This is a genomic window from Winogradskyella sp. PC D3.3 (genome assembly GCF_054366245.1).
Map to the genome: position 1 here is coordinate 1554213 of NZ_CM135962.1, position 13973 is coordinate 1568185.

10 protein-coding genes are annotated in these 13973 nt (G+C 34.9%); all 10 read left to right on the top strand.

Translation table 11 applies throughout. The features are described 5' to 3' along the window. Nucleotides 1–34: 34 nt before the first annotated feature. Nucleotides 35–1996, top strand: coding sequence for a penicillin-binding protein (locus ACXGSQ_RS06605; RefSeq protein ID WP_458629333.1), 1962 nt, complete (start codon nucleotides 35–37; stop codon nucleotides 1994–1996). Further along, nucleotides 1993–3456 (top strand): UDP-N-acetylmuramoyl-L-alanyl-D-glutamate--2,6-diaminopimelate ligase, encoded by a 1464-nt coding sequence (locus tag ACXGSQ_RS06610; protein ID WP_458628825.1) that lies wholly within the window; start codon nucleotides 1993–1995, stop codon nucleotides 3454–3456. The genes ACXGSQ_RS06605 and ACXGSQ_RS06610 overlap by 4 nt, the downstream gene beginning before the upstream one ends. A gap of 58 nt (nucleotides 3457–3514) precedes the next feature. Continuing rightward, nucleotides 3515–4756 carry a phospho-N-acetylmuramoyl-pentapeptide-transferase gene (gene mraY / locus ACXGSQ_RS06615; RefSeq protein ID WP_458628826.1) on the top strand — a complete coding sequence of 414 codons (1242 nt, stop codon included), beginning with the start codon at nucleotides 3515–3517 and terminating at the stop codon, nucleotides 4754–4756. Continuing rightward, entirely contained in the window at nucleotides 4756–6087 is a 1332-nt protein-coding gene (gene murD, locus ACXGSQ_RS06620) for a UDP-N-acetylmuramoyl-L-alanine--D-glutamate ligase (RefSeq protein WP_458628827.1), read from the top strand. The genes mraY and murD overlap by 1 nt, the downstream gene beginning before the upstream one ends. Before the next feature lie 88 nt (nucleotides 6088–6175). Then, the gene (locus ACXGSQ_RS06625) at nucleotides 6176–7369 is read left to right on the top strand and encodes an FtsW/RodA/SpoVE family cell cycle protein (RefSeq protein WP_458628828.1); all 1194 of its coding nucleotides are present in this window, start codon (nucleotides 6176–6178) and stop codon (nucleotides 7367–7369) included. Next, nucleotides 7369–8466, top strand: coding sequence for an undecaprenyldiphospho-muramoylpentapeptide beta-N-acetylglucosaminyltransferase (gene murG / locus ACXGSQ_RS06630; protein WP_458628829.1), 1098 nt, complete (start codon nucleotides 7369–7371; stop codon nucleotides 8464–8466). Before ACXGSQ_RS06625 ends, murG begins: the two co-directional genes overlap by 1 nt. Then, nucleotides 8463–9815: a UDP-N-acetylmuramate--L-alanine ligase gene (gene murC / locus ACXGSQ_RS06635; RefSeq protein ID WP_458628830.1), complete on the top strand. Its 1353-nt coding sequence runs from the start codon at nucleotides 8463–8465 to the stop codon at nucleotides 9813–9815. The genes murG and murC overlap by 4 nt, the downstream gene beginning before the upstream one ends. Next, the gene (locus tag ACXGSQ_RS06640; protein WP_458628831.1) at nucleotides 9802–10524 is read left to right on the top strand and encodes a cell division protein FtsQ/DivIB; all 723 of its coding nucleotides are present in this window, start codon (nucleotides 9802–9804) and stop codon (nucleotides 10522–10524) included. Before murC ends, ACXGSQ_RS06640 begins: the two co-directional genes overlap by 14 nt. Nucleotides 10525–10527: 3 nt before the next feature. After that, nucleotides 10528–11865: a cell division protein FtsA gene (gene ftsA / locus ACXGSQ_RS06645; protein WP_458628832.1), complete on the top strand. Its 1338-nt coding sequence runs from the start codon at nucleotides 10528–10530 to the stop codon at nucleotides 11863–11865. A gap of 93 nt (nucleotides 11866–11958) precedes the next feature. Continuing rightward, a complete protein-coding gene (gene ftsZ / locus ACXGSQ_RS06650; RefSeq protein WP_458628833.1) occupies nucleotides 11959–13911 on the top strand; it encodes a cell division protein FtsZ in 1953 nt (650 codons plus the stop codon). Nucleotides 13912–13973: the final 62 nt, after the last annotated feature.

The following is a 13973-nucleotide window of genomic DNA, read 5'->3' on the forward strand; positions in this document are numbered from 1 at the left end:
CATATTAAACAGATTGTATTTCGTAGCAGGCTGCATGTTTGTGTTCGCCTTGGCTGTGGTGTTCAAGTTGGTGAGTATTCAGTTTATTCAAGGTGATGAATATAGGGCGCTTGCGGATAAGCGTACGTTAGAGAATTTTGATATTCCTGCAAATCGTGGTAATGTCTATTCTGCAGACGGCAGTTTGTTGGCGACGTCGATTCCTAAATACGATATTAGAATTGATGCTGTTCAGGCGAAAGAAGCAACGTTTGAAAAATATATTGGTGCTTTGGCAGATTCGCTTCATGCATACAAGGGAAAGCCAGCTTCGTATTATAAGAATGTTATTCGTAAAGCACGAAAAAATAAAAACAGATATTTTTTGCTGGCCAGAAATATTAGCTATTCCGATTATATCAGAATGCGCAATTTTCCATTACTAAATTTAGGTGCAATAAAAGGTGGGCTTATTGTAGAGCAAACAACAAGACGAGAGCATCCAATGGGAGAAATTGCAGCGCGTTCTATTGGTTATGAACGTTTTGATGATGAGGGTAATGTGAGTAGAGCAGGTATTGATGGTGCTTTTGGTGAGAAGTATTTGCAAGGTACTAATGGTAAACGTTTAAAACAAAAAATAGGTAATGGGCAATGGAAGCCTATTCGAGATTTCGATCAGATTGAGCCAAAAGATGGTTATGATGTTTATACCACTATAGATGTTAATATTCAGGATATTGCACATCACTCTTTGCTTGGGCAATTAGAAAAGTATGAGGCTGAACATGGTTGTGTTGTGGTTATGGATGTGAAAACAGGAGAGGTTAAGGCGATTGCTAATTTGGCTAAAACGTCTAAGGGTACCTATTATGAGAAGCGTAATTATGCCGTTTATGAATCTCATGAGCCGGGTTCTACGTTTAAAATAATGGCAATAATGGCAGCCTTAGAGGATAAGGTTATTGATACGTCTACGGTTGTGGATACTCAAAATGGAAATAAACGTTTTTATGGAAGAACGATTAGTGACTCCCATAGAGGTGGTTATGGTAAGATTTCTGTAGCTAAGGCTTTAGAGGTTTCTTCTAATATAGGAATGGCTACTGTTATAGATGATAATTATGCTAAGCAGCCGATGAAATTTATTAATCGTCTAAAGCAATGGAAGCTTAATGATTCTTTAGATCTCTCAATTATGGGTGAGGGTATTCCAGATATTCCTGAACCTGGTAAGTCCAATTGGAGTCGAAATGCATTGCCGTCTATGGCTTATGGTTATAATCTTACCATTACACCACTGCAAACTTTAGCTTTTTACAATGCGATTGCAAATAATGGTGAGTTAATAAAACCACGCTTTATAAAAGCGGTTAAGTCATTTGATAAAAATATCGAAGTTTTTCAGAAAGAAGTATTAGTTGATAAAATCTGTTCAGATAAAACCCTAGCAGAAATACAAGATATTCTTAAAAATATAATTATTCGTGGGACAGGGAAACGTATGTATTCTGAAACGTTTTCCATGGCAGGTAAAACAGGTACGGCTAGAACAGACTATGCAAACGCTGAAGAATGGAGGAAAGATAGAAAGTATATTTCTTCATTTGCAGGTTACTTTCCGGCTGATAACCCAAAGTATTCTTGCATTGTTGTTATTCATAAGCCTAGTACAAAAGTTGGGTATTATGGTGCTGATGTATCTGGACCAGTATTTAAAAGAATTGCGCAAAAAATATATACAGATACACCAATTATAGATGAGCTTGAGACTTTGGATTTTAAAGATGAGTTAGTTAACGAGGATTTTGAAAGCTACTATGAAATTGCGCGCAAATATAAAGAATTGATGCCTAGTGTGGTTGGTATGCCTGCTATGGATGCTATAGCGTTATTAGAAAATTTGCATGTAGATGTTAAGGTGAAATTAAATGGTACTGGTGTTATTAAAAAGCAATCGGTAGAGAAGCATCAAAAATTACGAACCAATCAAACCATTGTTTTAGAAGCGTCATGATGGTATTAAAAGACATATTATATAAGGTTACTATTAATGCTGTCGTTGGGAGCACCAATATTACGGTGCGCAACGTTCAATTTGATTCACGTCAAATTGAAGTCAATGATGTTTTTGTGGCTATTTCAGGAACCTTAACAGATGGTCATAATTATATAGAGAAAGCTATTAAAGACGGAGCAACTGCAATAGTTTGTGAAAGGCTTCCAGAAATTCTAGAAAATGGAATCACTTATATATCAGTAGCGAGCTCTAATCAAGCTATGGCGTATATGGCGGCTAATTTCTATGGTCACCCTTCCGAGAATTTAAAACTCGTTGGAGTTACTGGGACTAATGGGAAAACAACAGTTTCAAGTTTGCTGTATCAATTGTTTAAAAAAGCGGGTTATAAAGTCGGTTTGTTGTCAACTGTAAAGATTATGGTGGATAATACCACTTATAAGGCAACGCATACAACGCCAGATTCATTGACGATTAATAAATATTTACAGTTGATGAATGAAGAGGGTGTGGAATTCTGCTTTATGGAAGTGAGTTCGCATGGAATTCATCAAAGTAGAACAGAAGGCTTGAAGTTTGAAGGTGGTATTTTTACAAATTTGTCACACGACCATCTCGATTATCACGATACGTTTGCGGAATATAGAGATGTTAAAAAACGATTTTTTGATCAATTACCAAAAGAGGCGTTTGCATTAACCAATATCGATGATAAAAATGGCTTAGTGATGTTTCAAAACACAGAAGCTAAAAAATATACGTATGCCTTAAAAAATTATGCAGATTATAGAGCTCAGATTTTAGAAAATGAGTTTAGTGGGTTGTTGTTAAAGCTTAATGAAAGTGAATTGTGGACCCGATTAATAGGGAGCTTTAATGCTTATAATATTCTAGCCATTTATGGAGCGGCCGAATTATTGGGCTTGGATAAGGATGAAATATTACGGTTAATAAGTGAGCTTGAAAATGTTGCTGGACGTTTTCAATATTTTATTTCAGAAGGCAAGATTACTGCGATTGTTGATTATGCACATACACCAGACGCCTTAAAGAATGTTTTGGAAACTATAAATGATATCAGAACTAAAAATGAATCTCTAATAACCGTTGTGGGTTGTGGTGGGAATCGAGATAAAACAAAGCGGCCAAAAATGGCACATATTGCTTCTGCTTTAAGTACAAAGGTGATCTTAACTAGTGATAACCCGCGCAATGAAGTGCCTGAAACCATAATTGAAGATATGGAAAAAGGAGTGGAACCACAAAATTTTAAAAAAACATTATCCATAACGGATAGGAAGCAAGCTATTAAAACAGCGTGTCAAATGGCAGAGGAAAAGGATATTATTCTCATTGCAGGTAAAGGACATGAAACCTATCAGGAGATTAAAGGTGAACGCTTTGATTTTGATGATTATAAAATCGTTCAAGAGTATTTAAAACAATTGCAGAAATAAATAAAATCTTCCTGTTAGTTTTTTTTTAACCAGACAGGTATTAAAGTGTAACAAGAGAATGTTGTATTACTTATTTGAATATCTAGAAAAACAATTTCAGTTGCCAGGAGCATCACTTTTTGGGTTTATAACCTTTAGAGCAGCTGTGGCCATGATATTGTCGTTATTGATTTCTACGATTTATGGTAAGCGTATTATTCGATTTTTGCAAAAACAACAAGTAGGAGAAACGATTCGTGATTTAGGCTTAGAAGGTCAGGTTGAAAAGGCAGGAACGCCAACTATGGGTGGAATTATTATCATTCTAGCAACATTAATTCCAGTCTTACTTCTAGCAAAATTAGAAAATATTTATATCATCCTTCTGATTGTTACAACGTTGTGGATGGGTACTATTGGATTTATTGATGATTATATTAAGAAATTTAAAAATGATAAAGAAGGTTTAAAAGGTAAATTCAAAGTGCTTGGTCAAGTTGGATTAGGGGTTATAGTTGGTGCAACCTTATTTTTTCATCAAGATGTAACGCTGAAAGAAAAGTTGCCTATTCAGCAACAAAATGAAATTCGTGCTGAAAACCCAAATATACAAGCATCAAAATTATTTAAAGCTGAAGAGAAATCGACTAAAACAACGATTCCTTTCTTAAAAGATAATGAGTTTGATTATTCAGATTTAATTACATGGATTAGTCCTAGCTTAGGTAAATATACTTGGGTTGTGTTTATTCTCGTCAGTATTTTCATTATTACAGCAGTCTCAAATGGAGCTAATCTAACCGATGGCATAGATGGACTTGCAGCAGGAACATCTGCTATAATTGTATTAACCTTGGGAATTTTTGCATGGGTCTCTAGTAATATTGTGTTTTCAGGATACTTAGATATTATGTATATCCCAAGAGCTGAGGAAATTACCATTTACATCGCAGCGTTCGTTGGAGCTTTAATTGGGTTTTTGTGGTATAATACGTATCCGGCTCAAGTATTTATGGGTGATACAGGGAGTTTGACGATCGGTGGTATTATCGCTGTAATTGCTATTGCCGTTCGTAAGGAATGGTTAATTCCAATTTTATGCGGAATATTCTTAGCAGAGAATCTATCGGTGGTATTACAAGTTAGTTATTTCAAATACACCAGAAAGAAGTTTGGAGAAGGACGACGCATTTTTAAAATGTCCCCTTTGCATCATCACTATCAGAAATCGGGTTATCATGAAAGCAAGATTGTTACGCGTTTTTGGATTGTGGGAATTCTTCTAGCTATTATAACTATAGTAACCTTGAAAATTAGATAATGAAAAGGCTGGTAATTCTTGGTGGTGGCGAAAGTGGAGTCGGAACAGCGCTTTTAGGAAAAGCAAAAGGATACGATGTATTTGTATCAGATAAAGGAAAGATTAAAGAAAAATATAAAGACGTTCTTTTAAATAATGAGATTGAATTTGAAGATGAACAGCATACGGAATCAAAAATTCTAAATGCAGACATCGTCATGAAAAGTCCTGGGATTCCAGATAAAGTGACTTTGGTGAAACAAATTCGTGATGCAGGAATTTCGGTGGTTTCCGAAATTGAATTTGCTTCAAAATTTACAGAGGCTACTTTGGTGGCTATTACAGGGAGTAATGGTAAAACTACAACGGCAACGTTAACACATCATTTGTTAAGTCAAGATTTGGGTGTGGGTTTAGCCGGAAATATTGGAGATAGTTTCGCGAAGCAGGTTTTAGAAAAGAATCATGATAACTACGTGTTGGAAATTAGCAGTTTTCAATTGGATGATATCAAAGATTTTAAACCAAAAATTGCGATTATAACCAATATTACACCAGACCATTTAGATCGATACGATTATAAGTTTGAAAATTATATCGCTTCAAAATTTAGAGTGGTAGAGAATCAAACAGAGGAGGACTATTTTATATATGATGCGGATGATGAGGTCATTTTAGACTATATGAAAACGCATCAAATTCAATCCAAAAAATTGCCTTTTTCATTAACAAAAATTATTGAGGAAGGCGCCTATTTAGACAATAACAATATAATAATAACAATAGATAATAATAAAATCATTATGCCAACAGATAATTTAGCCTTAGAAGGGAAACACAACGTGAAGAATGCAATGGCAGCTTCTACTGTGGCGCATTTACTTAAAATTAGAAAACAAACGATACGCGAAAGTCTTGAGAATTTTCAAGGTGTTGAACATCGCTTGGAACACGTGTTAAAGATTAATAAAGTGCAATATATCAACGACTCAAAAGCAACCAACGTTAATGCAACCTATTTCGCTTTAGAAAGTATGGATGCTCCAACGGTTTGGATTGTTGGAGGTGTAGACAAAGGGAATGAGTATAGAGAATTATTCCAATTTGTAAATGAAAAAGTAAAAGCAATTATTTGCCTTGGTGTAGATAATGCGAAGCTTATGGAGTCTTTTGAAAATATGGTAGATGTGATTATCGAAACCCAATACATGAATGAAGCGGTAAAGATAGCATACAAATTGGCTAATGCTGGTGATAATGTATTGTTGTCTCCGGCTTGTGCTAGTTTCGATTTATTTGAAAATTATGAAGACCGAGGACGGCAATTTAAAAATGCGGTTCGTAATTTATAGAGATCTGTAATTCTTGTGTAAGCAGGAATTCAAAATATAATGGATACATAATTAGATTTCTGTATGTGCAGGAATAAGAAAACGGGAAATGCAAAATTTATTCAAACAGATAAAAGGAGATAGAGCCATTTGGGCTATAGTCACGCTGTTGGCTATATTTTCGTTTTTGCCTGTGTATAGCGCTGCAAGTAACTTGGCATATCATGGAGGGAATAGCAGTACGTTTTCCTTCTTTATAAAACACTTTATGCATTTGTTTTTGGGCTTTGCAATTATGTTTGGTATACATAAGGTGCCTTATAAATATTTCAGAGGCTTATCAATGGTGATGATTCCGATTGTATTTGTGTTGTTGTTAGTAACCATGTTACAAGGTACTACCATCGATGGTGCTAATGCGAGTCGTTGGATACAGATTCCTATCGTTGGGATGTCTTTTCAGACGTCAACCTTGGCAGCAGTAGTGTTAATGGTTTATGTAGCGCGGTATTTGTCAAAAATTAAAGATAAAGAAGTTCAGTTTAAAGAAACGATTTTGCCGTTGTGGACTCCTGTGTTTTTTATTTTAATCTTAATACTTCCGGCTAACTTTTCTACGACAGCCATTATTTTTACCATGATTATGATGTTGGCTTTTATAGGTGGTTATCCTTTAAGGTACTTGGTGTTAATAATATTATCTGGTTTTGTTGGTTTAACAATTTTTATTCTTGTTGCAAAAGCATTCCCAGAGACTATGCCAAACCGAGTAGATACTTGGATCAGTAGAATTGAAAACTTTTCTAATGGTGAAGATACAGAAGCGGATTATCAAATAGAGAAAGCTAAAATAGCGATTGCTACTGGTGAAATTAAGGGATTAGGACCAGGAAAAAGTATTCAGAAGAATTTCTTACCTCAGTCGTCTTCAGATTTCATTTTTGCTATTATTATAGAGGAATATGGACTGATTGGCGGTGTGTTTATATTGGTTTTGTATTTGTGGTTCTTGTTTAGAATAGTTGTTGTAAGTCATAAGTCAGATACCATTTTTGGTAAGTTATTGGTTTTAGCAGTTGGTTTGCCAATTGTGTTTCAGGCTTTAATTAATATGGCGGTTGCAGTTGAATTATTTCCTGTAACAGGACAAACGTTACCATTAATAAGTAGTGGAGGAACCTCTATTTGGATGACCTGTTTAGCTATAGGAATTATATTAAGTGTAAGCGCTAAGCGTGAAGAGTTAAAAGAACAAGAAGATTTGGAGGATAGTCCATTGGCGATTTTAAGTGAAGCTATTTAATGAGTAATTATAAATTTATATTATCAGGAGGAGGAACAGGAGGACATATTTATCCTGCGGTTGCGATTGCAGACGAATTAAAGTCGCGTTATCCTGATGCCGAATTCTTATTTGTGGGTGCTTCAGACCGAATGGAAATGGATAAAGTGCCACAAGCAGGCTATAAAATTGAAGGCTTATGGATTTCTGGAATTCAGCGTAAATTGACTTTAAAGAATTTAGCATTTCCGTTTAAGTTGATAAGTAGTTTGTTGCGTTCAAGGAAAATTGTAAACAGATTTAAACCCGATGCCGTTATTGGTACAGGTGGTTTTGCAAGTGGACCATTATTACAAGTGGCGTCATCAAAAGGAATTCCGAGTGTAATTCAAGAACAGAATTCATTTCCGGGAATCACAAACAAGTTGCTTTCTAAAAAAGTAAACACTATTTGTGTGGCTTATGAAGGCTTAGAGAAATTCTTTCCAAAAGATAAAATTAAACTGACAGGAAATCCGATTAGAAAAGATTTACTAGAAGTAAAGAATAAACAAGTTGAAGGTAAAAAAGCTTTTAATTTAAAAGAAGATAAACAAACGCTTTTAGTGTTAGGTGGAAGTTTAGGAGCAAGACGAATCAACCAATTAATAGAATCGAATATCGAGTTTTTTGAGACTCAAGAGGTTCAAGTAATTTGGCAATGTGGAAAATTATATTACGATCAGTATAAGCATTATAATGAATTGAAGAATATACAAGTGCATGCGTTTTTAAATCAAATGGATTTGGCCTATGCTGCAGCTGACGTCATTATTTCTAGAGCAGGAGCCATTTCGGTTTCGGAATTATGTATTGTCGGAAAGCCTGTGATTTTTATCCCGTCTCCAAACGTGGCTGAAGATCATCAAACTAAAAATGCGAAATCAGTTGCAGATAAAAATGCGGCTATTTTGATAAGAGAAAAAGAATTAGATGCTGATTTTCAAAAGAAATTTTTAGAATTAATGTCTAATGACGGAAAGCAAAAAGAATTAAGTAAAAATATTGAAGCTTTAGCTTTGGTGAATGCCACTAATGCCATTGTTGATGAAGTTGAAAAACTATTGGGAAATAAATGAATTTTGAAACGATAAATAACGTCTATTTTATTGGTATCGGAGGAATCGGTATGAGTGCGCTTGCGCGTTATTTTGTAGCCAATGGTAAGCAAGTGTCTGGGTATGACAAAACACCAACAGACATCACAAAATCACTAGAGGCTTTAGGAGTTGAAATTCATTTTGAAGATGATATCAATAAGGTTTCAAACGCATTTTTAAATCCGGAAAATACACTTGTCGTTTATACACCTGCAATTCCAAAAGGACATTCTGAATTTAATTATTTTAAAGATAATGGTTTTTATCTTTTAAAGCGCTCAGCGGTTTTAGGCGAAATTACAAGGCAAACCGTGTGTCTTGCAGTTGCTGGTACGCATGGAAAAACAACAACAACGAGCATTTTAGGGCATTTGTTGAAGGCGTGCAATGTTCCTGTTATGGCCTTTTTAGGTGGTATTAGTGAAAATTATAATTCAAATTTAATTATTAACGGAACGGAAGTCACAGTTGTAGAAGCTGATGAGTTTGATCGTTCGTTTTTAACCTTATCGCCAGATTTAGCTTGTATTACTTCAATGGATGCTGATCATTTAGATATCTATGGTAATGCCGAAGAGTTGGTAAAAACCTTCAAGGATTTTTCAGAGTGCATTAAGCCCAACGGAAAATTATTTATAAAAAATGGTTTGCCGTTACAAGGTGTTACTTATGGTATAGAGGATGATTCGGACTATTGTGCACAAAATATTTCTATAGAAAATGGTAGCTATGTGTTTGATGTAAAAACTCCAAATGGCATCCATAAGGATTTTAAATTTAGTTTACCAGGTAGGCATAACCTTTCTAACGCTATTATTGCTTTGGCAATGGCAGCAGAATATGGTTGCTCTTATGACGATTTATCAAAGGCTTTGGAGACCTATAAAGGCGTGAAACGACGATTTACGTATCAAATTAAAACGGATGATTTTGTTTTTATAGATGATTATGCACATCATCCTGAGGAGATTAATGCCGTATATCAGGCAGTTAGGGAAATGTATCCAGGCAAAAAAGTGTTGGCCATATTTCAACCTCATTTGTTTAGTAGAACAAGGGATTTTATAGATGGTTTTGCTGAAAGTCTTTCAAAATTCGATGAATTATTGTTGTTAGATATCTATCCAGCAAGAGAACTGCCCATAGAAGGAGTGACTTCAGAATGGCTTTTAAATAAGATTGAAAATTCAAATAAAAAATTAGTTCAAAAATCACATTTAATTGATGAAATAGAAAAATCTGATGCTCAAATTGTATTAACTATTGGAGCAGGAGATATAGGGGAAGAAGTAAAACATATCAAAGAAGCGTTTTATGTTGAGAATTAATTATAACTACATTAAAGTCATAGGTTTGTTGCTTTTGGTTGGCTTTTTGTTTGCCTTTTCCAATGAAAGAAATAAGGGGCGAAAAGTGAGTGCGCTTAACATAAAATTTTTGGGTGAGAATAAATTATTTATTACAGAAGCAAATGTTAGTAAATTGTTAATACTAAATCAAGAACCTGTTTCGGAGCAACCCAAAGATATTATAGATTTGAACGAATTAGAAATTGCCCTGAATTCTAATCCAATGATTAAGCAAGCCGAGGTGTTTATGTCAGTAAACGGAAGGCTTTCAGCTGAAATCGAACAAAAGAGACCTATAGCAAGAGTCAACACAAATGCATCATATTATATAGACGACGAAGGTGGTTTTATGCCTTTGTCTCATAATTATGCTGCAAGAGTTCCACTCGTTACCGGAAATATTAAGAAAAATAAGCTTGAAACTGTCTTTCAATTTGCGAAATTTGCAGACGGAGATGATTTCTTGAAGAAGCATGTAATTGAGATTCGTCAAAATGATGATGAAACGATTGATTTCAAAATTCGGAAAAGTGATTTTAAAGTCCACGTAGGAACCTTGAAAAATCTCGAAAAAAAAATAAATAATTTTAAGGCGTTTTACCAAAAGGCTTTAAAAGACCAGATTCTAGATCGCTACAGTGTAGTGAATCTTAAATTTGATAAACAAGTTATTTGCACCAAAAAGTAAACTATGGACAAACAAAACATTTCGGTAGGTCTAGATATAGGAACCACAAAAATTGTGGCCATGATTGGTCGCAAAAATGAGTATGATAAAGTTGAAATTTTAGGTTTAGGTAAAGCCAAAAGTATGGGTGTGCATCGTGGTGTGGTTAATAACATCACCCAAACAATTCAGTCTATTCAGCAAGCTGTGCAAGAAGCAGAGGCAGCTGCTAATGAAAAAATTGTAGATGTGACCGTGGGTATTGCAGGTCAGCACATTCGTAGTTTACAGCATAGTGATTATATCACACGTCCTAATTCTGATTTAGTAATAGATGAAGCAGATATAGACCGTTTAATTAATCAAGTGCACAAATTGGTAATGCTTCCTGGAGAAGAAATTATTCATGTATTACCACAAGAATTTAAGATTGATGGTCAGGCCGAAATTACAGAGCCTATTGGAATGTACGGTGGACGCTTAGAAGCAAATTTTCATGTTGTAGTTGGTCAGGTTTCATCAATAAGAAATGTTGGTCGTTGTATTAAAAGCGCAGGTTTAACTTTAGAAGGGATCACATTAGAACCCTTAGCTTCTGCAAATGCGGTATTGAGTAGAGAAGAGAAAGAAGCAGGTGTAGCGTTAATTGACATAGGAGGTGGAACAACGGATTTAGCTGTTTTTAAAGATGGTATTATTCGTCATACTGCAGTAATTCCTTTCGGTGGAAATGTAATTACTGAAGATATAAAAGAAGGCTGTTCAATTATTGAAAAGCAAGCTGAGCTTTTAAAAGTAAAGTTTGGTTCGGCATGGCCAGGTGAAAATAAGGATAACGAAATTGTTTCTATTCCAGGATTACGTGGAAGAGAGCCAAAAGAAATCACCTTAAAGAATTTGTCTAAAATTATTCACGCAAGAGTAGTAGAAATTATAGAACAAGTTTATGTTGAAATAAAAAATTACGGACACGAAGAGCAAAAGAAAAAATTAATAGGTGGTATTGTATTAACTGGTGGTGGAGCGCAATTAAAGCACCTAAAACAATTGGTAGAATATATCACAGGAATGGATACGAGAATAGGATATCCTAACGAGCATTTGGCAGGAGATAGTGATGAAGATATTGCAAGTCCTTTATTTGCTACTGCTGTTGGTTTAGTTATGGATGGCCTAAAACGTCAAGAGCGTAAAAAAGTCGAAACTATTGAGGAAGAGGTGGAAGACGTTGTTGAAGAAGAAGAAGAAGAGATCCCAGAACCAGAAATAGAAGTTAAAGTAGAAACTCCTACAAAAGAGCGTCGTTCGTTTTTAGATAAGTTAACAGAACGCGTAAAGGATTTTTTGGATAATGCGGAGTAAATTCCGATGAGTATAAATAAATATAAATGTTGGGGCAACTAGTGAGTTGTCTGTGAGTACAAAGAATAGAATAATAGAAAACCCATAATTATCATGAGTAGTAGCAACGAATTTGGAAACATTTCATTTGATTTGCCAAAGCACCAATCAAACGTCATCAAAGTAATTGGTGTCGGTGGTGGTGGTAGTAATGCCATTAACCACATGTTTCAACAAGGCATCAAAGGAGTCGATTTTGTAATCTGTAATACAGATTCTCAAGCACTTCAAAGTAGTGGAGTTCCTAATAAAATTCAATTAGGAGTTAATTTAACTGAAGGTTTAGGTGCAGGAGCCAATCCAGATGTTGGAGAAGAAGCGGCAATAGAAAGTTTAGAAGACATTCGTAGAATGTTAGATACCAATACAAAAATGGTATTTATCACAGCAGGAATGGGTGGTGGAACAGGAACAGGAGCTGCGCCAGTCATTGCTAAAATGGCTAAAGAACTCGATATCCTTACCGTTGGAATTGTAACGATGCCATTTCAATTTGAAGGTAAAATGCGTAACGCCCAAGCACAACGTGGTATTGAAAAACTACGTTCTCATGTCGATTCGTTAGTGGTTATTAATAACAATAAACTACGTGAAGTTTATGGAAACCTTGGGTTTAAAGCTGGTTTTTCTAAAGCCGATGAGGTCTTAGCTACAGCATCGCGAGGAATTGCGGAAGTTATAACTCATCACTATACACAGAATATCGATTTACGTGATGCGAAAACCGTATTAAGTAATAGTGGAACAGCGATTATGGGATCTGCTACAGCTTCGGGTCAAACTAGAGCACAAGAAGCTATTATGAGTGCCTTAGATTCTCCATTACTTAATGATAATAAAATTACAGGTGCTAAAAACGTATTGTTGCTTATCGTTTCTGGCTCTCAGGAAATTACTATTGATGAAATTGGAGAAATAAATGATCATATTCAATCTGAAGCAGGATTTGGAGCCAATATTATTATGGGTGTTGGTGAAGATGCAGAGTTACAAGAATCTATTTCTGTAACAATCATTGCTACAGGATTTGATTTGGATCAGCAAAATGAAATTTCTAATACAGAAACTAAGAAAGTAATTCATGCCTTAGGAGAAACTACTGAAACAAGTACTCAAGAAAAAGAGCCTGCAATTATTACTCCAGATATTGTTTTAGAAAAAGAAAAGGAAGCACCTATTGTACGTCATACTTTGCTTGAGGAAGAAGTAGAAGTGACTAAAGTTACCCCAAAAGCAGAGGCTGAGCCTAAGACTGAGGATAATAATGATATGAACATCATCCCAACTACAGATTTCTTAAGAAATATGAATATCGTGTATGATGAAGTTTTAGATACAAAACCAGAAACGTCAGTTAAGCCAGAAGAGTTCGTTATTACGCCAATAGAGAATAAAGCAGAGACCATTGAGCCTGAACCAGAAGAGCAAATAACATTAACCTTCGATTTACCTATCTCTAACACATCACCTAAGCCTGTGGATGAAGATAGAAAAGAAGAGAAAATGTTCTTTAGCTTAGATGAAGAGGTTAAAGAAATTGATGTCAATGAACCAGTAGAAATTATCGCTGTAACTGAAGTTAATGAACAAGGTGAAAAGCGTTATGCTTTAGATGATTTTGAAACCTTTCAATCTTCTATAAATACAAAAAAGGAAAAAACAGAAGTAAAAGAAGAAATTGTTTTTGAAAAGAAAACACTTCCTTTAGATGAAACTGTTGAGGTGTCTGAAGATGAGATTGATCCAATGAATAGTCCAATATCAGATTTACTTATAGCTCGTGCAGATGAGCGTAGAAGAAAAATGAAAGATTTTAACTATAAATTTAATAATGCAAAAATAGACGAAATTGAAAGAGAGCCTGCTTATAAAAGACAAGGTGTTAATTTAGAAGATGCTCAGCATTCCTCTGAAACGAAAGCTTCAAGAATGTCAGTAGGAACGGACGAGAATGACGACATTCAATTAAGAAGTAATAATTCATTTTTACACGATAACGTAGATTAGTAGCAAATTTTTATTATGGTGTTAAAACACTAAAATCAAGCCCAAAAAGTCACTCATGCTTT

Coding starts and splice junctions, on each gene's coding strand:
- ftsZ (WP_458628833.1), top strand. CDS start 11,959: ATGAGTAGTAGCAACGAATTTGGAAACATTTCATTTGATTTGCCAAAG.
- mraY (WP_458628826.1), top strand. CDS start 3,515: ATGTTGTATTACTTATTTGAATATCTAGAAAAACAATTTCAGTTGCCA.
- ACXGSQ_RS06640 (WP_458628831.1), top strand. CDS start 9,802: ATGTTGAGAATTAATTATAACTACATTAAAGTCATAGGTTTGTTGCTT.
- murD (WP_458628827.1), top strand. CDS start 4,756: ATGAAAAGGCTGGTAATTCTTGGTGGTGGCGAAAGTGGAGTCGGAACA.
- ACXGSQ_RS06610 (WP_458628825.1), top strand. CDS start 1,993: ATGATGGTATTAAAAGACATATTATATAAGGTTACTATTAATGCTGTC.
- ACXGSQ_RS06625 (WP_458628828.1), top strand. CDS start 6,176: ATGCAAAATTTATTCAAACAGATAAAAGGAGATAGAGCCATTTGGGCT.
- murG (WP_458628829.1), top strand. CDS start 7,369: ATGAGTAATTATAAATTTATATTATCAGGAGGAGGAACAGGAGGACAT.
- murC (WP_458628830.1), top strand. CDS start 8,463: ATGAATTTTGAAACGATAAATAACGTCTATTTTATTGGTATCGGAGGA.
- ftsA (WP_458628832.1), top strand. CDS start 10,528: ATGGACAAACAAAACATTTCGGTAGGTCTAGATATAGGAACCACAAAA.
- ACXGSQ_RS06605 (WP_458629333.1), top strand. CDS start 35: ATGTTTGTGTTCGCCTTGGCTGTGGTGTTCAAGTTGGTGAGTATTCAG.